General features: G+C 61.9%; 17 protein-coding genes and 3 tRNA genes. 3 read left to right on the forward strand and 17 right to left on the reverse strand.

Annotated elements, in window-relative coordinates; all coding sequences use genetic code 11:
* Positions 1-73: 73 nt before the first annotated feature.
* Entirely contained in the window at positions 74-3,541 is a 3,468-nt protein-coding gene (locus OXH74_RS01255; RefSeq protein ID WP_375739748.1) for an indolepyruvate ferredoxin oxidoreductase family protein, read from the reverse strand.
* 202 nt (positions 3,542-3,743) lie between these two features.
* Here OXH74_RS01255 and OXH74_RS01260 point away from each other — a divergent pair, with 202 nt between their 5' ends.
* Positions 3,744-4,211, forward strand: coding sequence for an Lrp/AsnC family transcriptional regulator (locus OXH74_RS01260; protein ID WP_215374175.1), 468 nt, complete (start codon positions 3,744-3,746; stop codon positions 4,209-4,211).
* Between the two features lie 3 nt (positions 4,212-4,214).
* Here OXH74_RS01260 and phnN read toward each other — a convergent pair whose 3' ends face one another.
* Complete coding sequence (phnN, locus tag OXH74_RS01265; RefSeq protein ID WP_375741697.1) at positions 4,215-4,784, reverse strand: phosphonate metabolism protein/1,5-bisphosphokinase (PRPP-forming) PhnN; 570 nt, start codon at positions 4,782-4,784, stop codon at positions 4,215-4,217.
* 523 nt (positions 4,785-5,307) lie between these two features.
* On the opposite strand from phnN, the gene OXH74_RS01270 reads away from it, so the two are divergent.
* A complete protein-coding gene (locus OXH74_RS01270) occupies positions 5,308-5,634 on the forward strand; it encodes an Arc family DNA-binding protein (protein ID WP_375739749.1) in 327 nt (108 codons plus the stop codon).
* 121 nt (positions 5,635-5,755) lie between these two features.
* Here the strand turns inward: OXH74_RS01270 and mgtE are convergent, their stop codons facing one another.
* A complete protein-coding gene (mgtE, locus tag OXH74_RS01275) occupies positions 5,756-7,198 on the reverse strand; it encodes a magnesium transporter (protein ID WP_215374183.1) in 1,443 nt (480 codons plus the stop codon).
* Positions 7,199-7,759: 561 nt separating this feature from the next.
* On the opposite strand from mgtE, the gene OXH74_RS01280 reads away from it, so the two are divergent.
* Complete coding sequence (locus OXH74_RS01280; protein WP_375739750.1) at positions 7,760-8,017, forward strand: hypothetical protein; 258 nt, start codon at positions 7,760-7,762, stop codon at positions 8,015-8,017.
* Positions 8,018-8,062: 45 nt separating this feature from the next.
* Here the strand turns inward: OXH74_RS01280 and OXH74_RS01285 are convergent.
* From OXH74_RS01285 to OXH74_RS01350, 14 genes are all read right to left on the reverse strand, one after another.
* Positions 8,063-8,139: transfer RNA gene (locus OXH74_RS01285), tRNA-Arg, on the reverse strand.
* A gap of 74 nt (positions 8,140-8,213) precedes the next feature.
* Positions 8,214-8,290, reverse strand: a tRNA-Arg gene (locus OXH74_RS01290).
* A gap of 106 nt (positions 8,291-8,396) precedes the next feature.
* Positions 8,397-8,487, reverse strand: a tRNA-Ser gene (locus OXH74_RS01295).
* 62 nt (positions 8,488-8,549) lie between these two features.
* Positions 8,550-8,735: a carbon storage regulator CsrA gene (csrA, locus tag OXH74_RS01300; RefSeq protein ID WP_003283978.1), complete on the reverse strand. Its 186-nt coding sequence runs from the start codon at positions 8,733-8,735 to the stop codon at positions 8,550-8,552.
* A gap of 185 nt (positions 8,736-8,920) precedes the next feature.
* The gene (locus tag OXH74_RS01305) at positions 8,921-10,156 is read right to left on the reverse strand and encodes an aspartate kinase (protein WP_215374189.1); all 1,236 of its coding nucleotides are present in this window, start codon (positions 10,154-10,156) and stop codon (positions 8,921-8,923) included.
* 112 nt (positions 10,157-10,268) lie between these two features.
* Positions 10,269-12,893 (reverse strand): alanine--tRNA ligase, encoded by a 2,625-nt coding sequence (alaS, locus tag OXH74_RS01310; RefSeq protein ID WP_375739751.1) that lies wholly within the window; start codon positions 12,891-12,893, stop codon positions 10,269-10,271.
* Positions 12,894-13,157: 264 nt separating this feature from the next.
* Positions 13,158-14,162: a low-specificity L-threonine aldolase gene (ltaE, locus tag OXH74_RS01315; RefSeq protein WP_375739752.1), complete on the reverse strand. Its 1,005-nt coding sequence runs from the start codon at positions 14,160-14,162 to the stop codon at positions 13,158-13,160.
* Positions 14,163-14,250: 88 nt separating this feature from the next.
* Entirely contained in the window at positions 14,251-15,249 is a 999-nt protein-coding gene (gene astE / locus OXH74_RS01320) for a succinylglutamate desuccinylase (protein ID WP_215374197.1), read from the reverse strand.
* A gap of 9 nt (positions 15,250-15,258) precedes the next feature.
* Complete coding sequence (locus tag OXH74_RS01325) at positions 15,259-15,549, reverse strand: topoisomerase II (protein ID WP_215374200.1); 291 nt, start codon at positions 15,547-15,549, stop codon at positions 15,259-15,261.
* A 66-nt stretch (positions 15,550-15,615) separates the two neighbouring features.
* A complete protein-coding gene (astB, locus tag OXH74_RS01330) occupies positions 15,616-16,962 on the reverse strand; it encodes an N-succinylarginine dihydrolase (protein WP_375739753.1) in 1,347 nt (448 codons plus the stop codon).
* Positions 16,959-18,422 (reverse strand): succinylglutamate-semialdehyde dehydrogenase, encoded by a 1,464-nt coding sequence (gene astD / locus OXH74_RS01335; RefSeq protein ID WP_375739754.1) that lies wholly within the window; start codon positions 18,420-18,422, stop codon positions 16,959-16,961. Before astD ends, astB begins: the two co-directional genes overlap by 4 nt.
* A complete protein-coding gene (gene astA / locus OXH74_RS01340; protein WP_375739755.1) occupies positions 18,419-19,444 on the reverse strand; it encodes an arginine N-succinyltransferase in 1,026 nt (341 codons plus the stop codon). Before astA ends, astD begins: the two co-directional genes overlap by 4 nt.
* Positions 19,445-19,558: 114 nt before the next feature.
* Complete coding sequence (gene aruF / locus OXH74_RS01345) at positions 19,559-20,575, reverse strand: arginine/ornithine succinyltransferase subunit alpha (RefSeq protein ID WP_375739756.1); 1,017 nt, start codon at positions 20,573-20,575, stop codon at positions 19,559-19,561.
* A 147-nt stretch (positions 20,576-20,722) separates the two neighbouring features.
* Positions 20,723-21,943: an aspartate aminotransferase family protein gene (locus OXH74_RS01350; protein WP_375739757.1), complete on the reverse strand. Its 1,221-nt coding sequence runs from the start codon at positions 21,941-21,943 to the stop codon at positions 20,723-20,725.
* Between the last annotated feature and the right edge of the window lie 319 nt (positions 21,944-22,262).

Genomic DNA, 22,262 nt, shown 5'->3' on the forward strand with positions numbered 1-22,262 from the left:
ATGGATGAGGGATGCGCCAGGAGGCCAGAACATCCCTCACCCCACCCCTCTCCCGGAGGGAGAGGGGTTACCTTCAGGCGGCCGGGTCGAACAGGTGCAGCACCTGGATCTCGCTGGCAGTGAGGCGTGCGCGCAGTTGCCTCTCCTGCTCGCGTACCTTGACCAGGGCGCGCTCCTTGACCGGCCCATAGCCGCGGATCTGCTCCGGCAGCTCGGCCAGGGCCTTGGCCGCGGCATAGTTGCCGGGCTTCAACTCTTTGATCAGCAGGTCGATATTGGCTTCGTACTGGGCAATCAGCTCGCGCTCCAGCCTGCGCTCGGCGCTGTAGCCGAAGACGTCGAAGGCAGTGCCGCGCAGAAACTTGAAGCCGGCCAGTACGCCGAAGGCTTTGAGCATCCAGGGGCCGAAGCGGCGCTTGCGCGGCTCGCCAGTGACCGGATCGGGCTTGGCCAACCAGGATGGCGCCAGGTGGAATTCCAGGTGGTAGTCGCCCTGGAACTGGGCCTCCAGTTGTTTGCGGAAGTTGCCGTCGCTGTAGAGACGGGCCACTTCGTACTCGTCCTTGTAGGCCAGCAGCTTGGCGTAATAGCGAGCCACGGCGCGGGTCAGTGCCTTGTCGTCAGCCATGTCGGCCTGGCGCACCCGCTCCACCAGGGCGCGGTAACGCTCTGCGTATTCGGCGTTCTGGTAGGCACGCAGGTGATCGGCACGGTACTGGACGATTTCCTCCAGGGTTTCGCACTTGGGCGCGTCCACTTCCTGCGGCTTGGCCAGTTTTTCCACGGCCGCCGGGTCATGGGCGGCGCGGCGGCCCCAGAGGAAGGCCTGCTGGTTGAGTTGCACGGCCACGCCGTTCAGCTCGATGGCCTTATCGATGGCTTCGGCCGAGACCGGCACCAGGCCCTTCTGGTAGGCATAACCCAGCATGAACAGGTTGGTGGCAATGCTGTCGCCAAGCAGGCGGGTTGCCAGGCGGGTGGCATCGACGAAGTGGGTCTTGGCCTCGCCGACCGCTTCCACCAGCGCTTCGCGCATGGCCGCACCCGGCACCTGGGCGTCGGGGTTGCGGGTGAACTCGGCAGTCGCCGCCTCGTGGCTGTTGATCACCGCATGGGCGATGCGCTCGTTGAGCTTGGCCAGGGCCTCTTCGCTGGCCGAGACCACCAGGTCGCAACCCAGCAGCAGGTCGGTCTCGCCGGCGGCGATGCGCACGGCATAGATGTCGTCCTGCTTGGCGGCGATGCGGATGTGGGTGATCACCGGGCCAAACTTCTGCGCCAGGCCTGCCTGGTCGAGGACGGTGCAGCCCTTGCCTTCGATGTGCGCGGCCATGCCAAGCAATGCGCCGACTGTGGTCACGCCACTACCGCCAACACCTGGGAGGAGGATGTTCCAGGGGCGAGCCAGGCTCGGCTGCCGCGGTTCCGGCAGCGCCACGAAGAGCGCTTTGGCGCCCACCGCTTCCGGCTTGCGCAGGCTGCCGCCGTGCACGGTGACGAAGCTCGGGCAGAAGCCTTCGACGCAGGAGAAATCCTTGTTGCAGGCGTTCTGGTCGATCTGGCGCTTGCGCCCCAGCTCGGTTTCCAGCGGCAGCACCGACAGGCAGTTGGATTTAACGCTGCAATCGCCACAGCCCTCGCACACTGCGGGGTTGATGAAGGCGCGTTTCTGCGGGTCGACCAGCTTGCCACGCTTGCGCCGACGACGCTTCTCGGTGGCGCAGGTCTGGTCGTAGATGATGACCGACACACCCTTGAACTCGCGCAGCTCGCGCTGTACCGCATCCAGTTCGCGGCGGTGGTGGAAGGTGACGATGGGCGCGAAGGTGGCGCGATTCGGGTACTTCTCCGGCTCGTCGGACACCAGCGCGATGCGCTTCACGCCTTCGGCGAACACCTGCTGGCTGAGCTGGTCGACGCGCAGTTCGCCGTCGATGGGCTGGCCGCCAGTCATGGCCACTGCGTCGTTGTAGAGAATCTTGTAGGTGATGTTGACCCCGGCCGCCACGGCGGCACGCAGGGCAAGCTGGCCAGAGTGGAAGTAGGTGCCGTCACCAAGGTTCTGGAAGATGTGCGGTGTTTCGGTGAAGGGCGCCTGGCCGATCCAGGTAGCGCCCTCCCCGCCCATCTGGGTGAAGGTGTCGGTGTTGCGGTCCATCCACTGGGTCATGTAGTGGCAACCGATGCCACCCTGGGCGCGGCTGCCTTCGGGCAGTTTGGTGGACGTGTTGTGCGGGCAGCCGGAGCAGAAGTGCGGGGTGCGCACGGTCGTGTGCTTGGGCTCGGCCAGGGCCTTTTCCTTGGCAGCGAGGAAGGCCAGGCGCGATTCGATCTGCTCACTGGAGTAGATCGGCGCAAGGCGCTTGGCGATGGCGCGGGCGATCATCGCCGGGGTCAGCTCGCTGAGGTTGGGCAGCAGGGAAACGCCCTGCTCATCGAACTCGCCAACCACACGCGGACGCTTGTCCACCGGCCAGTTGTAGAGTTGGCCGGTCAGTTGGTCTTCGATGATGCTGCGCTTCTCTTCGACGACCAGTATTTCGTCCAGGCCTTGGGCGAACTCGTGCACGGAAACAGGTTCCAGCGGCCAGCTCATGCCGACCTTGAGCACGCGCAGTCCGACCTTGGCGCACAGCTCCTCGTCCAGACCCAGGTCGTTGAGGGCCTGGCGTACATCGAGGTAGGACTTGCCGGTGGTGATGATGCCCAAGCGCGGGTTGGGCGAATCCAGCGTCACCTGGTTGAGGTTGTTGGCGCGGGCAAAGGCACGAGCCGCATAGATCTTGAACATGTTCAGGCGCTTTTCCTGCGCCAGGGGCGGATCCGGCCAGCGGATGTGCACGCCGTCTTCCGGCAGGACAAAGTCTTCCGGGATTTTCACGTCGACCCGCAGTGGGTCGACCTCCACCACGGCCGACGAGTCGACGTTCTCGGCGATGGTCTTGAGCGCCACCCAGCAACCGCTGTAACGCGACAGCTCCCAGCCGATGATGCCGTAGTCGAGGATTTCCTGGACGTTGGCCGGATTCAGCACCGGAATGGAAGCCGCGATAAAGGCGTGCTCGCTCTGGTTCGCGATACTCGAGGACTTGCAGCCGTGGTCGTCACCGGCCAGCAGCAGGACACCACCATGCGGGGACACACCCGCGGAGTTGCCATGCTTGAACACGTCACCACAGCGATCGACCCCTGGCCCCTTCCCGTACCACATGGAAAACACACCGTCATAACGCGCACCGGGGAACAGGCTGGTCTGCTGGCTGCCCCACACGGCAGTCGCGGCCAACTCTTCATTCACGCCGGGCTGGAAATGGATGTGGTTTTCCTTGAGGAAGGTCTTAGCCTCCCAAAGGCTCTTGTCGAGGTTGCCAAGCGGCGAGCCCCGGTAGCCGGAGATGAAGCAGGCGGTATTCAGCCCGTGGGCCTTGTCGCGTTGCTTCTGCAGCATCGGCAGGCGGGTCAGAGCCTGGGTGCCGGTGAGATAGAGGTGACCGGTTGCGAGTCGGTATTTGTCATCCAGGCGGATCTCGGCCAGAGACATGCGGGCGCTCCTGTTGTTTTTATGGCGACCTAGATGGCAAGAGTCATTGCCATCTTTTCATTCAGCCTAGGGCAGGATCGCTGCCGTCGGCGCATGGGCAAGAATATGACTGGACGGTACCGATTTTTTCTTTCTATTTTCGAGCCTGAACGCCACTATTGCGCATGACTCTTCCAACAAGAACAAGATTTCGGACTGATTCATGCAAAACCCACTGAGCCCCATCGATCGCAAGATTCTCCGGCTACTGCAACACAATGCCGACCTCTCGGCTGCCGAAGTGGCGGAGAAGGTCGAGCTGTCCCAATCACCCTGCTGGCGCCGCATTCATCGCATGCAGGAAGAGGGGCTGATCGAACGCAAGGTCGCCCTGCTGAATCCCAAGCGCCTGGGTTTTTCGATCACGGTATTCGTCAACATCAAGCTCTCCGCCCACGGCCGCAACAACCTGACCGAGTTCGAGGAGGCCATCGTCGGTTATCCGGAGGTGCTGGAGTGCTACACCATGGCGGGAGGTTCGGATTACCTGCTCAAGGTGGTGGCGCGGGATATCGGCAGCTATGAGCGCTTCCTGCGCGACCAGTTGCTGCAACGGCCGCATGTGCAGGAGGCGCACTCGAACATCGCCATGAGCGAGGTCAAGCGCACCACGGAATTGCCCCTGGACTGAGCCTCAGTCGGGGAGCCGGTGCTCGGCAATAAGCTTGAGCAGGCGCTCACGGGTCTGCGCAAGGGTCCCCGCGTTGTCCAGCAGGCATAGCCCTTCACTTTCGCCGGCCATGAGGGTTTCGGCGAACCCGGCATTGCGCGCCAGGCGCGCCTCGATTTCCTCCGCCGACTCGCGACCGCGGGCATGCAGACGCTGACGCAGAACGTGGTCGTCCACCGTCAATAGCACCGCCAACATGTCCGGGTAGCGCCGACGCGCTTCCGGAAGGTAGCCACGAGAGCCGTTCACCAGCACATCGTCGCCTGCTGACAGCCATTCATCGACCACCTTGGGGATGCCGTACGACAGGCCATTGGCGTACCAATTCATGGCAAAAGCACCTTCCGCTTCGAGCCGGGCAAAGGTGTCCGCGTCCACCACCTCGGCGGCCTCGCTCTGCGCTTCGGCCGAACGGGTAATCACCCGTCTTGCAATCCGGCAGCCTTGCGCCGCAAGGGCATCACGCGCGGAGTCCAGCAGACTGTCCTTGCCGGAACCGGAGGGGCCTATCAGGTAGATCATCCTGCCGTTCATCATCATTCCCGGGAGTGGTTCATTCGCCTTGCCTCGTTCCATCACCAGCTACCACGCGGGCTAGGGACAGGAAATTAAAAAAGTATGGCTCCAGGCGAAGCAAGACTGAACACCCATCGCAAAAATTTGTCAGACCTTGCGTGCGAAGGCGTCGGCTCATTTCTGCGGCTATCATTCACAATAATGGCTATTAAATGTCAATTTGCCGCTACCGATGGACAAGCAAGGCCCACGTCTCACCAAACAGACTGCAGCCCAGACCATTAGGTGGCTGCAGCGCAAGGAAGCATTCGAACGCCTTCGTTCATCCACTCGCAATTTTGAGAATTGGTGCTGGCGAAACGCCGCTATTCCAAGCACAATTCGACGCCAAATTGACGTCAAGGAACCGTTTACGACCCCATCGGTCATACCGATTCGAATCGCGGAACTGGTTGAACAATTGCCGCCCAAGACAGTCAAACCGGTGACAATCTTGCGGCTCATTGCCAGCACCGCTTTCCTGAACTAACCGGTTGAATGTATGCGCCCTATGAAACAGGCTATTTATTCCAGTCGTACGGCAGACAAATTCGTCGTCCGCCTGCCCGAAGGCATGCGCGAACGCATCGCCCTCGTCGCACGCAACCATCATCGAAGCATGAACTCCGAGATCATCGCTCGCCTGGAGCAGAGCATGCTTCAGGAAGGCGCTCTTGATGAGGGCGTATCCATGCGATTGGACAGCCCTGAACTGACCCTGCATGAGCGCGAACTGCTACAACGCTTCCGGCAATTGTCACGGCGCCAGCAAAATGCACTGGTTGCGCTGATCGCGCACGACGCAGAGCTGGCGGCCGAAGAGTCCTGAAGCCCGGCATCGTGTGAAGAAGCCGGCTCGTGCCGGTTTTTTCATGCCCGCGAAAAGTATCGGCAGGACCGCACAAACAAGAAAGCCGCCTTCAGGCGGCTTTTCTCATGGCGATGTCCAATCAGAGCAGGAATAGCGTGGCGAGGCCGAGGAAGATAAAGAATCCACCACTGTCGGTCATGGCCGTGATCATCACGCTGGAGCCCATGGCTGGATCTCGCCCCATGCGCACCAGCGTCATCGGAATCAGCACCCCCATCAACGCAGCCAGAAGCAGGTTCAAGGTCATGGCACCGGTCATCACCACCCCCAGTGACCAACTGCCATAAAGGTAGTAGGCCACCAGACCAATCACCCCTCCCCAGAGGAGGCCGTTGATCAAGGCGACGCCCAGCTCCTTGCGAACCAGTCGTGACGTATTGCCGGTCCCAACCTGATCCAGGGCCATCGCGCGAACGATCATGGTGATCGTCTGGTTTCCGGAGTTGCCACCAATGCCGGCAACAATAGGCATTAGCGCCGCAAGGGCGACCAGCTTCTCGATCGACCCTTCGAACAGGCCGATCACCCGCGAGGCAATGAAGGCCGTTACCAGATTGACCGCCAGCCAAGCCCAGCGGTTGCCCACCGATTTCCAGACAGACGCGAAGATATCTTCCTCTTCACGCAAACCGGCCATGTTGAGGACTTCGCTCTCGCTTTCCTCGCGGATCAGATCGACCATCTCGTCGATGGTCAGACGGCCGATCAGCTTGCCGTTCTTGTCGACCACCGGCGCCGAAATCAGATCGTAACGCTCGAACGCCTGGGCCGCATCGTAGGCATCCTCATCCGGGTGGAAACTCACCGGATCGGTCGCCATGACCTCGGCCACTTGCTTGTCTGGATCATTGACCAGCAGACGCTTGATCGGCAGCACACCTTTAAGGATGCCGTCGTAGTCGACCACGAACAGCTTGTCGGTGTGCCCCGGCAGCTCCTTGAGCCTGCGCAGGTAGCGCAATACCACTTCGAGAGTCACATCATCGCGGATGGTAACCATCTCGAAGTCCATCAGAGCGCCGACCTGATCCTCTTCGTAGGACAGGACGGAACGCACACGCTCGCGCTGCTGCGCGTCGAGCGATTCCATCAGTTCGTGGACCACATCCCGCGGCAGCTCAGGCGCCAGGTCCGCGAGTTCGTCGGCGTCCATCTCCTTGGCTGCGGCGAGCAGTTCGTGATCGTCCATGTTGGCGATCAGCGATTCACGGACGGCGTCCGAAACCTCAAGGAGAATGTCGCCGTCACGCTCCGCCTTTACCAGCTGCCAGACCATCAGGCGGTCATCCAGCGGCAGGGCCTCAAGGATGTGGGCGATGTCGGCCGGGTGCAGCTCGTCCAGCTTGCGCTGCAGCTCGGCAAGGTTCTGCCGGTGGACGAGGTTTTCGACGAGGTCGTGGTGCTGGCCTTCCTGACGATGGGTCAGGTCCTCGACCAGCTTGTGGCGATGCAAGAGCTCGATCACCTGAGCAAGGCGATCCTGCAGGCTTTCTTGCGGCTTCTTGGCTTCTACTTCAGTCATATAGCGCGCTCCACCCCCAGTGGCAGAGCACGCCAAGAGGGGTCAAACAGTCAAAACGCGATTGTGCAATCGAGATTCTGAGTAACTACTGGGTAAGTCCATGATGGTTGTCCGAAAGCCCCGGCGGGGCTGACCGCGCAATGATAGCACCGCCGAAATGCTTTCGCGTTACAAAAACCGGACAGAACAATCGCTTGCATCGTAAAGCTGAGATTGTCATCAACACAGCTACGACGCCGAAGAGACCTTGTAGGACACCCCCGCGAAGCACTCCCGGAGCATTACCCTGATGGGCCATTGCCAAGGAGAAGGCTAATGAAGCAACGATCGCTAGCGCTGCTCTGCGCTCTGTCCCTACACCTCAGCAGCCCCGTCCAAGCGGGCCCGCTGTATCGCTGCATCGATACTGAAGGCACGACAACGTTCACCCATCTCGGCTGCCCGGCAGATAGCGAGGCCCACGAACATCGTCTCGGCGCCTCCAACTTCATCCAAGGACACCGCGTCTCAGGAGAACCGAGCTCAGCCCTCCTTCCGAGGGCACCGTCAGCCCCAGAGGAAATGAGCCGCGAAATCGTCGTAGTCGGCGAACAGGATGTCGTGTGCGGGAACCTGATAACTCCGACTGAACGTCGCCAGGCGATTATCAAACGCCAAGCGCGAGCCGGCATGACTCGCTCGGACGTCGAGAGCGCGCTGGGCAAGCCAGACAAGATCAGCAGTCGCAACGGGCAGCTGCGCTACCACTACCAGCCACGCAAAGGCGCGAGCCACCAAGTGAGCTTCGACGAAGCGGGCTGCGTGAAAGGAGGGCGCTGAACAGACAAATAAAAAGGGCCTGCATTTCTGCAGGCCCTTTCTGTATGGCGCACTCAGGAGGATTCGAACCTCCGACCGCCCGGTTCGTAGCCGGGTACTCTATCCAGCTGAGCTATGAGTGCGTTGTGGTGTTTTTATACCAGATCACCGCTGGTTACTTCAGGACCACCAACCTTCGGCTGGTACATCTTGAATATGGCGCACTCAGGAGGATTCGAACCTCCGACCGCCCGGTTCGTAGCCGGGTACTCTATCCAGCTGAGCTATGAGTGCGTTGTGGGCGCGCATTATAGGGATATTCTTGCATCAGTCAACTACTTTCTCGAGAAGTTTCAATAACTTATCGATTTAGCGCCAACCATCCCTAGAACACTAAATATGGCGGAGAAGGGGGGATTCGAACCCCCGACACCCTTTTGAGGTGTACTCCCTTAGCAGGGGAGCGCCTTCGGCCACTCGGCCACCTCTCCGCAACACGGGGCGCATGATAACCATGTTTTCCCCGTTTGCAAAGCCAAAAATTGCAGAAAAATTAGTGGCTTGGTTCTTGGTCCTTTTCTTTTTGTATGCGTTGGTAGATTTCCTCACGGTGCACGGCCACCTCCTTCGGGGCATTCACGCCAATGCGCACCTGGTTACCTTTGACACCTAGTACGGTCACAGTGACATCGTCACCCACCATCAGGGTCTCTCCGACCCGGCGAGTCAGAATCAGCATTCCTTTCTCCTTACGGATTCAGTTCGGGACAACAGTCTGCAAAAAAGAAATGGTTGCAGCCTCAGGCAAAATCAAGTGTCGAGGCCTTCACCCAAGTATTGACCAGCCCCGGCAAAAGGAAAGTTCCACCGTAGCAGCCAAAAACGACAAAGGCGCGGGGTGAGCCGCGCCTTTTGTTGAACGTCTTACTCGCCCTGTCGGGCCGGAGCGTCCAACTCGAAAGCGGTGTGCAGAGCGCGTACCGCCAGCTCCAGGTATTTCTCCTCAATGACCACGGACACTTTGATTTCCGAGGTGGAGATCATCTGGATGTTGATGCTTTCCTTGGCCAGTGCTTCGAACATGCGGCTGGCGACACCTGCGTGGGAACGCATGCCAACGCCGACGATGGAAACCTTGGCGATATTGGTGTCGCCAACCACTTCGCGAGCACCGATTTCGCTAGCAGTCTGCTCCAGCACGCGCAGAGCGTTCTGGTAGTCATTGCGGTGTACGGTGAAGGTGAAATCGGTGGTGTTATCGTGCGACACGTTCTGCACGATCATGTCCACTTCGATGTTGGCAGCGCTGATCGGACCAAGGATCTTGAAAGCCACGCCGGGGGTATCCGGTACACCACGGATGGTCAGCTTGGCTTCGTCGCGATTGAAGGCGATGCCGGAGATGATCGGCTGTTCCATGGATTCCTCTTCATCAAGGGTAATGAGGGTGCCAGGACCCTCCTGGAAGCTGTGCAGCACGCGCAGCGGAACGTTGTACTTGCCGGCGAACTCAACCGAGCGGATTTGCAGCACCTTGGAGCCGAGGCTGGCCATTTCCAGCATTTCCTCGAAGGTGATCTTGTCCAGACGCTGAGCCTGCGGCACGACGCGCGGGTCGGTGGTGTAGACGCCATCTACATCGGTGTAGATCTGGCACTCATCAGCCTTCAATGCTGCCGCCAGGGCCACGCCGGTGGTGTCGGAACCGCCACGCCCCAGGGTGGTGATGTTGCCGTGCTCGTCCACGCCCTGGAAACCCGCGACCACGACGACACGACCGGCCTTGAGGTCAGCGCGAATCTTCTGGTCATCGATCTGCAGGATGCGGGCCTTGTTGTGCGCGCTGTCGGTGAGGATGCGCACCTGGTTGCCGGTGTAGGAAACGGCCGGCACACCGCGCTTGATCAGCGCCATGGACAACAGCGCGATGGTTACTTGCTCGCCGGTGGAGACCATCACGTCCAGTTCGCGCGGAACCGGCGTGTCGCTGATCTGTTTGGCCAGATCGATCAGACGGTTGGTTTCGCCACTCATGGCAGAAACCACGACCACGATGTCATCACCGCCTTCGCGGAACTTTTTCACCTTCTCGGCCACCTGCTCGATGCGCTCGACAGTGCCGACCGAGGTCCCCCCAAACTTCTGTACGATCAAAGCCATTTCAAAAGCCGCCTAATCCCGTGAAGGGCGCCCATTAAACAATCAACGCAAAGCACTGCCAAGGCCCGCCGGGCGTGGGATGGGCCTTGACCAGGGTTCCCTGAGCGGTTGCTCAGATCCCTTTTTCGACGAACGGTACGGTAAGTGCCAGGGCCTGCTCCAGGGCTGCGGCGTCGGTGCCGCCGCCACGGGCCATATCCGGGCGACCACCGCCCTTACCGCCGACCGCTGCCGCAGCCTGCTTCATCAGATCGCCGGCTTTGAGTTGGCCGGTCAGGTCCTGGGTGACGCCAGCGACCAGTGTCACCTTGCCCTCCAGCGCACCGCCGAGCAGGATCACTGCGCGGCCGAGCTTGTTCTTCAGTTGGTCGACGAGTGCCAGCAGCGCATCACCATCCAGGCCGTCGAGACGGGCGGCCAGGACCTTCACGCCTTTCACTTCGATGGCGGAAGACGCCAGATCGTCGCCGGCAGCGCTGGCCGCCTTGGCCTTCAGCTGCTCCAGCTCTTTCTCCAGCTGACGGTTGCGTTCCAGCAGGCCGGACAACTTGTCCAGCAGGTTGTCGCGACTGCCTTTGACCAGCGCCGCCGCTTCCTTGAGTTGCTCCTCGGCGCCATTCAGGTAGACCAGGGCCGCCGAGCCGGTTACCGCCTCGATGCGGCGCACGCCAGCGGCAACGCCGCCTTCGCTGACAATCTTGAACAGGCCGATATCGCCGGTGCGGGAGACGTGGGTACCGCCGCAGAGTTCGACGGAGAAGTCGCCGCCCATGCTCAGCACACGAACCTGCTCGCCGTACTTCTCACCGAACAGCGCCATGGCGCCCTTGGCCTTGGCGGTGTCGATATCGGTTTCCTCTGTCTCGACTTCGCTGTTCTTGCGGATCTCGGCATTGACGATGTCTTCCAGGGCTTTCAGCTGCTCGGGCTTGATCGCCTCGAAGTGGCTGAAGTCGAAGCGCAGGCGCTGGCTATCCACCAGCGAACCTTTCTGTTGTACGTGATCACCCAGCACGCGACGCAGGGCGGCGTGCAGCAGGTGGGTGGCCGAGTGGTTCAGGGCGGTGGCCTGGCGCACGGTTGCATCGACCTGGGCCGTAACACTGGCACCGACACGCAGCGTGCCGCTGTCGACCACCCCATGATGAAGGAAGGCTCCGCCGGCCTTGGTGGTGTCACGCACGTCGAAACGCAGGTCTGCCGAAGCAATGAAGCCGCAGTCACCGACCTGCCCGCCGGACTCGGCGTAGAACGGAGTGCGGTCGAGCACCAGAACGCCCTCCTCGCCTTCGCCCAGTTGCTCGACGGCCTGGCCGTCCTTGAACAGGGCGATGACCTTACCTTCGCCGGAAGTGCAGACATAGCCGGTGAAATTGGTGTCGGCGTCCACCTTGACCAGGGCGTTGTAGTCCATACCAAAGGCGCTGGAGGCGCGGGCGCGCTCACGCTGGCCTTCCATCTCGCGCTCAAAGCCAGCCTCGTCGATGGTCAGGCCGCGTTCACGAGCGATGTCGCCAGTCAGGTCGACGGGAAAACCATAGGTGTCATACAGCTTGAACAGGGTTTCGCCGGGGATCATCTTGCCCTTGAGGCCAACCAGATCCTGTTCGAGGATCTTCAGACCTTGCTCCAGGGTCTTGGCAAACTGTTCTTCTTCGGTCTTCAGCACACGCTCAATGTGCGCCTGCTGCTGTTTGAGCTCGGGGAACGCCTCGCCCATCTCGGCCACCAGGGCAGCAACGATCTTGTGGAAGAAGCTGCCCTTGGCACCCAGCTTGTTACCGTGGCGACAGGCGCGACGGATGATTCGGCGCAGTACATAGCCACGGCCCTCATTGGACGGCAGCACGCCGTCGGCAACCAGGAAGCTGCAGGAGCGGATGTGGTCGGCCACCACTTTCAGCGATGGCGCATCGTCGTTGGTGCAGCCGATGGCTTCGGCAGAGGCCTTCAGCAGGCTCTGGAACAGGTCGATCTCGTAGTTCGAGTGGACATGCTGCAGCACGGCGCTGATACGCTCCAGGCCCATGCCGGTGTCCACGCTTGGTGCCGGCAGCGGGTGCATCACACCGTCGGCCGTGCGATTGAACTGCATGAAGACGTTGTTCCAGATCTCGATGTAACGGTCACCGTCTTCTTCCGGGGACCCGGGCGGGCCGCCCCAGATGTCCGGACCGTGGTCATAGAAGATCTCGGTGCAAGGGCCGCACGGGCCGGTATCGCCCATGGCCCAGAAATTGTCCGACGCATAGGGCGCGCCCTTATTGTCTCCGATACGCACCATGCGCTCGTGGGGAATTCCGACTTCCTGGGTCCAGATATCGTAGGCCTCGTCATCGCTGGCGTAGACGGTGACCCAAAGTTTGTCCTTCGGCAGCTTCAGCCACTTGTCGCCAGTTAGGAATTCCCAAGCGTAGTGAATCGCATCGCGCTTGAAGTAGTCGCCGAAGCTGAAGTTGCCCAGCATTTCGAAGAACGTGTGGTGACGGGCGGTATAGCCGACGTTTTCGAGGTCGTTGTGCTTGCCGCCGGCGCGCACGCATTTCTGACTGGTGGTGGCGCGAGTGTAGGCGCGCTTTTCCAAGCCCAGGAAGCAGTCCTTGAACTGGTTCATCCCCGCGTTGGTGAACAGCAGGGTCGGGTCGTTGCCCGGGATCAGGGAGCTGGAGGCGACTCGGGTATGCCCCTTCTCTTCGAAGAAGCTGAGGAAGGCTTCACGGATTTCTGCGCTTTTCATAGGTTCTTCCACGGAAACTGCGGCCACGAAGGCGGGTGCAAATCGTTATCAGCGAAAGCGAGAACGCAGGAAGAGCACAGATGAGGTCGAGTTACCGGTGATAACCCTGAACTTCGCGCCCGTTCCCTACATTGCTCGCAAGGCTCGCAGCAGTCTTTCGACTGACGTACGAATCGCCGGCAAAGGGCCGCATTATATCGGCCCCGCGCCGTTGGGATAGTGCCTTTGTGCGATAGATTCCGCCTATTTGACCGCCCTGGCGAATCAGGCGCGGGGGAAGGCGGCGAAAGCCTCGATTATCCGTGGGATATCGGTAGCCCCCACATCGAGGTGGGTGACCAGACGCAACCGAGGCGCTGGGCTGACGCGGATGCCACGCTCTGCCAGGACAACCGCCAGTTCCTGCGCCCGATCGCCGGCCTGCACGTAAACCATGTTGGTCTGCACAGGCTCGACGACAAAGCCGATCGCCTGTAAGCCGGCGCCCAGTCGCTCGGCGTTGGCATGGTCTTCGGCCAGACGCTCGACCTGGTGGTCCAGCGCATAAAGCCCCGCGGCAGCAAGCACCCCGGCCTGGCGCATGCCACCGCCGACCATCTTGCGTAGACGACGCGCCTTGGCGATCAACGCCCGGTTTCCGCAGAGCACCGAACCAACTGGGGCCCCCAGACCTTTGGACAGGCACACCGAGACCGAATCGAAGTGACGCGCGATCTCGCCGGCGTCCACGCCCAGCTTCACTGCTGCGTTATAGAGGCGGGCGCCATCCAGATGAAGCGCCAGACCGCGGCGGTGGGTCAGCTCGCGAGCAGCTGCCAAGTAAGCCATCGGCAGCACCTTGCCCTGCATGGTGTTTTCCAGCGCCAGCAGACGGGTGCGGGCGAAGTGGAAGTCATCCTGCTTGATGGCAGCCTCCACTTTGCCCAGATCCAGGCTGCCATCCACCTCACCATCGATGGGTTGCGGCTGGACCGAGCCGAGTACCGCCGCGCCACCACCTTCGTATTTATAGGTGTGCGCCTGCTGGCCGACGATGTACTCGTCCCCGCGCTCACAGTGCGCCATCAAGCCCAGCAGGTTGCTCATGGTGCCGGTCGGCACGAACAAAGCGGCTTCGAAGCCTAGACGTTCGGCGAGGCTCGCCTCCAGGCGATTGACGGTGGGGTCCTCGCCGTACACGTCGTCGCCCAGGTCGGCACGCAGCATGGCTTCACGCATGCCGGCGGTGGGTTGGGTGACGGTGTCGCTGCGCAGGTCGATCAGGCTCATGCCGGGCTCCTTGGATGGGCTAAGAGCCTGATCCTAAGGCCCCGGGCCCCATGGGTACAGGTACAGATAAGAACAGGTTTGGAGGGCGTCAGACCTCAGCGGGGACCACGAGGATGCCGGCCCTCAGGCCGTTCTTGACTTTGGGATTGGGGAAGATGATACGTGCACCCTCCTCCTCTACTACCCAGCGGGTGCCGGCAATATCTTCGGCGAGCAGGTAGCCGACCGGCAGCTCGCTGAAGTTTTCGATATCCGGCGCCAGATGCAGCAGGAAGGATTCGCTGTGTTTGATGATCTCGCGTGCGACCGAGAACAGCTGCAGGCCATCCAGTCGATCGCCGTCGAACTCGGGCTCACGTCCCTCGATCAGGCTGTGCAACCGCTCCTCGAGGCGATCGAGGTTGACTTCGGCATTGCTGCCGAACGGCCGCGCTTTGCCCAGCTCCAGGGTGAACGCCTCGGCGCCAAGTTGCGCATAGGTATACGAGCTGAAAGTGATGCCGGTCTTGTTCTGCAGCAGCACCGCGTCGATCCCGGCAGCGCGCAGTCGAGCCAGTTCCTGGCGGGAGTGTTTTCGTCCTTCGACGTAAGGATAGAGCGCGAATTGTTCGATCTTCGAAGCGCGGATCGCAGTATGCAGATCGTAATGCAGGCGCGAGCGCTCGGGCTTGGTAAAGAAGGCGGCGGCGTAACGTTCCAGCTCGGCTGCACGCATGGCCTCGAAACCGCTGGACTCGCCGTGGCGTCCGTTGAACAGGCGATTGATGTCCTGCTCCACAAAGCGTTCGCCCCGGCGGATCGCCTCGGGATTACCGAGCAGGAAGAGAATCCGCGCGCGGGGCTTGAGATGCCCACGGGCGATGCCCTGGATCAGACGATCGAGCAACTCGATCGGCGCCGTCTCGTTACCGTGCACCCCGGCCGACAGCAACAGGTCGAAGCCGCTGTCGTCGGCGGCGGGCGGGGTCACGTCGAGCGCGCCCTCGCCCAGCCAGTGCAGACGCACGCCCCCGGAAGTCAGCTGGATCTTCTCGGTCGGCTCACGGCCGGCCAGGGTCAATTCGAGCAATTTACCGAGGGATAGCATCCTGTTACCTCAATGATCGTGATCGCAGTCCGGACCATGGACATGGTCGTCGTCATCGTCAGCATCGGCCGCTTCCATTTCCAGCTGCAGGCTGACCAGATTGGTGGCCAACGGGCGCAGCAACAGGTTGGCGTACTCGGTGTCGCCCTCCTCCACATCTACGCCGATCAGCAGCTGACCATTTCCGGCCTGCTGAATCCAGACCTCCCTGCCCTGCCAGACGACGGCGAACCGGGTGCAGGAGGTTTCGAGCTGGGTACCGTCGGTATCTTCGAGGATGAGTTGCAGGGCATCGGACATGGGGGAAAAACTCCAGGTTGTTCGCTGCAAGCGACAAGCTCGTACTCGAGGCTTGCAGCTTGCCGCTTATGTCAGTTGAAACGGATAAACCGCGCCCAGTTTAAGGATCTGCGTCAGTTCATCCAATGCCGTCCGGCACTCAATGAGCAATTGCGGGTCGGCCAGGTCGCTCTCGCTCAGGCGATCGCGATAGTGCTTTTCGACCCAGGCCGTCAACGTAGTGTAGAGCGCTGGCGTCATGATCACCCCCTGATTGACTGCCGCCAGCTCATCTTCCTTCAGCGCCACGCGCAGCCGCAGGCAGGCTGGGCCGCCGCCGTTCTGCATGCTCTGCTTCAGATCGAAGACCTTGACTTCACGGATCGGTCCGTTGCTGGCGGTGAGCTGGCTCAGGTAGTTCCACACGTTGCTATTGCTGCGGCACTCTTCCGGCACGATCAGCAGCATGCTGCCGTCATCACGGCTGAGCAACTGGCTGTTGAAGAGGTAGGAGCGCACGGCATCCTCGACGCTCACGGCATCGCGCGGCACGCGGACAGCATTGAAACGGCCGCCACGACGACCCAGCTTGGTGTCCAACTCGGCCAGCACCTTGTCGGTCTCGAGGAAGGCGTCTTCGTGGTAGAACAGCACCTCGCCGTTACCCACGGAAATCACATCGTTGTGGAACACACCCTGGTCGATCACCGACGGATTCTGCTGGGCGTAGACCACGCCCTGCTCACCCAGGCCGTGCAGGCGGGCAACCGCCTGACAAGCTTCCAGGGTTTGCCGTGCAGGGTAGCGTTGTGGTGCCGGGAAACGGCTGTCAAATGCGCTGCGGCCGAACACGAAGAACTCTACGCCGGCCTCGCCATAGCCCTTGCAGAAGCGCGTGTGGTTGGCCGCGCCTTCGTCACCGAACTGGCTCACTGCCGGCAAGGCGGCATGATGGGCGAAGTGTTTGTCATTGGCGAACATGGCCCCCAGCACGCGACTGGTGGTCGGATGTTCGATCGAACGGTGAAACTTGCAGTTCAGGTTGGCGGCGGTGAAGTGCACGCGACCGTCGGCGGTGTCGGCACTGGGGCTGACGGTGCAGGAGTTGGCAGTCCACATGCTGGAGGCCGAGCTGCAGGCAGCCAGCAGTGGCATCGCTTCCTTGGCGGCCTGGGCGATCACCTCGGCGTCGGTGCCGGCGAAGCCCAGGCTGCGCAACGCGGCGACGTCCTGGCGCTCCTGCGGCGCAAATACACCCTGCTTGAAGCCCATTTCCATCAGCGCCTTCATCTTGCCCAGGCCCTGCAACGCGGCTTCCTTCGGATTGGAAACCGTCTGGCTGTTGCTCTGCGAGGCGACGTTACCGTAGGACAAGCCACCGTAGTTGTGGGTCGGGCCGACCAGTCCGTCGAAGTTTACTTCATAGGCGTTCACAGGCTGACTCCTGGAGTAAGGGTTGCAGGCAGTGCAAGGGTTTCACTTTCCAGCGAGGCCACTGGGTAAGCGCAGTAGTCCGCGGCGTAATAGGCGCTGGCGCGGTGGTTGCCAGAGGCGCCCACGCCGCCGAACGGCGCGCTGCTGGCGGCGCCGGTGAGCTGCTTGTTCCAGTTGACGATGCCAGCGCGGCTCTCGATCAGGAACTGCTGGTAGCGCTCGCTGGAATCGGAGAGCAGGCCGGCCGCAAGGCCGTACTGAGTGGCATTGGCCTCGGCGATGGCGGCGTCGAAACCGTCATAGCGGATAACCTGCAGTAGCGGGCCGAAGAATTCTTCGTCCGGACGATCGGCGACGCTGGTCACGTCGATGATGCCCGGGGTGAGCAATGCGGCATTGGCCTGGGGCTGGGTCATGGCCAGCAGCACCTTGGCGCCCTTGGTGACCAGTTGCTCCTGGGCCTGCATCAGGTGTTGTGCCGCCGCCAGGGAAATCACCGAACCCATGAAGGGAGCCGGCTGGGCGTCGAAGGCACCGACCTTGATGGTGCCGGCCACCGCCACCAGGCGCGCCAGCAGGGCATCACCCCAGGCGCCTTGCGGCACCAGCAGGCGGCGTGCACAGGTGCAGCGCTGGCCTGCGGAAATGAAGGCGGACTGGATGATGGTGTAGACGGCGGCGTCGACGTCCTGCACCTGGTCGACCACCAGCGGGTTGTTGCCACCCATCTCCAGCGCCAGGATCTTGTCCGGGCGGCCGGCGAATTGTTGATGCAGCAGGTTGCCGGTGCGACTGGAACCGGTGAAGAACAGGCCGTCGATGCCCGGGTTGCCAGCCAGGGCCACGCCGGTCTCACGAGCCCCCTGCAGCAGGTTGAGCACGCCAGCCGGCAGACCGGCTTCGATCCAGCACTTGACCGTCAGCTCGGCGACCTTGGGTGTCAGCTCACTGGGTTTGAACACGACTGCGTTGCCCGCCAACAGCGCCGGAACGATATGGCCATTAGGCAAGTGGCCAGGGAAGTTATAGGGACCAAATACCGCAACGACACCGTGCGGCTTGTGGCGCAGTACGGCGATGGCGTCGGCCAGCGGTCCGCTTTTCTCACCAGTACGCTCGCGGTAGCTCTGGATGGAGATGGCGACCTTGTTGACCATGCTGGTCACTTCGGTGGCGGACTCCCACAGCGGCTTGCCGGTCTCTTCGCCGATGCAACGAGCCAGTTCGTCGGCATGGCTGCGCAGGGTCACGGCGAATTGTTCGAGGATGGCGATGCGCTCTTCCAGCGGGCGACGGGCCCAGGCCGGGAAAGCAGCGCGGGCGGCCTTGACCGCTTCATCGACCTGCTCTGCGCTGGCGCCAGCGCCGGACCAGACGACCGCCTGGGTCACCGGATTCAGCGAAGTGAAGGTCTCGCCCTGGCCGTCCAGCCAACGGCCTGCGATGTAATGGGTACTCATTTCACGGACTCCTTGGCCGACAGCGGCACGGCGCGCACTTGGGCGCCGGCGGAGAGTTTCAGGCGTTTGGCGGTCTGCGCATCGACCACCAGGGTCCCCGCGGCCAGACGAGCAGGCGCGGCGGTGATGCGGCAGTCTTCGCGCTTGCGGTTGTGGATCAGGTAGGGCGTCGCGTCATCGCCCGGCGTGCCGACCGCCAGCACCAGGCTCTGACTGTCACGTACGGCCCGAATCTTCGCGGTTTCGCACTCGATGGCCGGACCCGCGTCGAAGATGTCGACATAGCCCTGGTAGCTGAAGCCTTCGCCCTTGAGCATGGCCAGCGCCGGTTCGGTATTCGGGTGCACGCGGCCGATGGTGTTGCGTGCGTCCTCGGAGAGGAAGCAGGTATAGAGCGGGAACTTGGGCATCAGTTCGGCGATGAAGGCCTTGTTGCCGACGCCAGTCAGGTAGTCGGCGCGGGAAAACTCCATCTTGAAGAAGTGTCGGCCGAGGCTCTCCCAGAACGGCGACACGCCTTTCTCATCGGACATGCCGCGCATTTCGGCGATTACCTTGTCGCCGAACAACTCGGGGAACTCGGCGATGAACAGGAACCGTGCCTTGGACAGCAGGCGACCATTGAGACCACTGCGGTAGCCGGAATGCAGGAACAGCGAGCAGAGCTCGGAGTTACCGGTCAGGTCGTTAGCCAGGAACAGGGTCGGAATCTGCCGATGGATGTGCAGCTCCTGGGAAGCACTGACGGTCAGGCCAACCCGGTAGTTGTACCAGGGCTCACGCAGGCCTACGGCGCCGGCGATGGCGGAAATGCCAACCACCTTGCCGTCATCGTCTTCGAGGACGAACAGGTAATCCGCATCGGCGCGCTCCGCCTCGCCACGGAATGCCTTTTCCGCCCAACCGACGCGGTGCGACAGGCGCTCCTCATTGGCCGGCAGCGTGGTCAGGCCTGCGCCGGTGCTGCGCGCCAGGTCGATCAGGGCCGGTAAGTCGGCGCTGCGTACGGGACGAACGATCATAGTGCCTCCAGAAAATGCATCCCCCCGCCCTCCGGGAGAGGAGCCAGGGGTGAGGGCCGAGCCCTCATCCGGCCCAGTGGGCCGCCCTCTCCCGACGGGGAGAGGGCTAACGACTTAAAGTGCGACCAGGCGAACGCTGGCGCCTTCACCGACACCCAGTGCCTCAGCGGCTTCCTCGCCCAGCACTACCGGCTTGCCGGGGACCCAGTCGAGTTCGGCGACGATGGCGCGGAAATCCTGCAACTGGCCGTTGCACACCAGATACTGGCGACCACCTTTGCCCTGGTCGCCGAACTTGACCGGCACCATGCGGCTCTGGGCGATGGAGCGAATGCTCGACGTCCGCGCATGCAGGGTCGGACCGCCATCGAAGATGTCGATGTAGTTGTCGGTCTCGAAGCCTTCACGCATCAGGATGTCGAAGGTGATCTGCGCACGCGGGTGCACCTGGCCCATGGATTCCTGGGCGGCGTCCGGCAGCAGCGGCACGTAGATGGGGTAATGCGGCATCAGTTCGGCGAGGAAGGTACGGCTCTTCAGGCCGGAAAGGCGCTCGGCCTCGGTGTAGTTGAGGTCGAAGAAGTTACGCCCCACCGCATTCCAGAAAGGTGACTCGCCCTGGTCGTCGCTGTAGCCAACGATCTCCACCACCACGGCATCGGCGAAACGCTCCGGGTGACTGGCCATGAACAGCAGGCGGCTACGGGAGTTGAGTTCGGCAATCGGGGTGTTAACCAGATCGCGCTCGACATAGAAGCTGGTCAGCAGGCTGTTGCCCGTCAGGTCGTGGCACAGCGAAAGCACGTGGATCTTGTTGTGGATCTTCAGCTCCCGCGAGGCATGCACGAAGGTCTCGTTACGGAAGCTGTAGAACGGCTCGGAGAAACCGGCGGAGGCAACGATCGCCGAACAGCCGGCAAGGCGGCCGGTCTGGGTATCTTCAAGGACGAAGAAATAGCTTTCTTCACCGTTGTAGCTCACCTCGGCGGCGAAGGACGCTTCGGACGCGGCAATTTTCTCGCCCAGGCGTTCGGCGTCGTCCGGCAACGAAGTGACACCCACGGGGCTATCCGCGGCCAGACGCTGGACTTCAGCGAGATCGGCCATTTGCGCGGGGCGCATCACCAGCATGGTGTCACTCCTTTTCTTGTTAAAAGCTCCGGGCAATTCGCGCTGAGTCGCCCGGAGAAAGCCTGAAGCCCAATGGCCCTGGCATGCATGAATCTGGATCGTCCGTGGTTGAAGCACGGCGCATCCATGCGCCGCGTCTTGCAGCAATTACGCTTGGGTCAGTTTGGCCACTGCGCGCTCGAAACGGTCGAGACCTTCGTCGATGTCCGCATCCGGGATTACCAGGCTGGGGGCGAAGCGCACCACGTCCGGGCCGGCCTGCAGAACCATCACGGCTTCCTTCTCGGCAGCGTTGAGCACGTCCTTGGCCTTGCCCTTCCAGGCATCGGACAGGGCGGCACCGATCAGCAGGCCGAGGCCGCGCACTTCGGTGAAGATGCCGTATTTGGCACCAATCGCCTCGAGGCGGGTCTTGAAGCGGTCGTGCTTGGCATTGATGCCCTTCAGCACGTCCGGCGTATTGATCACGTCCAGCACCGCTTCTGCCACGGCGCTGGCCAGCGGGTTGCCACCGTAGGTGGTGCCGTGGGTGCCGACGGCCAAGTGCTTGGCGATCTCGGTGGTGGTCAACATGGCGCCGATGGGAAAGCCACCGCCCAGGCTCTTGGCGCTGGAGAGGATGTCCGGGGTCACACCGTAATGCTGGTAAGCGAAGAGGTGACCGCTGCGGCCCATGCCGCTCTGCACTTCGTCGAACACCAGCAACGCGTTGTGCTCGTCGCACAGCTTGCGTGCGCCTTCCAGGTAGGCCTGATCAGCCGGCAGTACTCCGCCCTCGCCCTGCACGGGCTCCAGGACCACGGCGCAGGTCTTGTCGGAAATGGCAGCCTTCAGGGCTTCCAGATCGTTGAAGGGCACATGGGTGATGCCCTCCATCTTCGGCCCAAAGCCATCGGAGTACTTTGGCTGGCCGCCAACAGTCACGGTGAACAGGGTGCGACCGTGGAAGCTGTTGGTGGCGGAGATGATCTCGTGCTTCTGCGGGCCGTAAACATCGTGGGCATATCGGCGAGCCAGCTTGAACGCAGCCTCGTTGGCCTCGGCGCCGGAGTTGGCGAGGAACACACGCTCGGCGAAGGTGGCATCCACCAGCTTCTTGGCCAGGCGCAGGGCCGGCTCGTTGGTGAAGACGTTCGACACGTGCCAGATCTTGTGGGCCTGCTCAGTGAGGGCCTTGACCAGGGCCGGGTGTGCATGACCCAGGGAGTTCACGGCAATACCGCCCGCAAAATCGATCAATTCGCGACCAGATTGATCCCAGACTCGGGAACCTTCGCCACGCACCGGAATGAAAGCGGCGGGGGCATAGTTGGGAACCATCACCTTGTCGAAATCGGCGCGCTCGACCTGCGCATGCTCAACGGACATCAGTTTCTCCTGCCATGAACGGCTAGTGATGAAAGGATTGTAGGGACAGATTCAGGGCTGGCATTGCCGCCATGCGACAACTTCTTATAGCGCCAACCCGGGAAATTCCGGCGCTTATGGAAATGCGACAGAAAGCGTCGGGAAGGCGCAGTTTAAACGCTGATAGCCGCAGCCACGCACAGGGCGGCAAATTTTCTCCACGGGGTGACCGGCGGGTTTTAGTGCACTGGAAGACCGGATTGCCTGTGAGGGCGAATTCATTCGCCAACCGGCCCGCAGGGCCGGCTTGCAGGGATATGCAGATCGTCGGACGGATCGG

Origin of the sequence: Metapseudomonas boanensis, assembly GCF_042232855.1 — a bacterium.
GTDB lineage: Bacteria > Pseudomonadota > Gammaproteobacteria > Pseudomonadales > Pseudomonadaceae > Metapseudomonas > Metapseudomonas boanensis.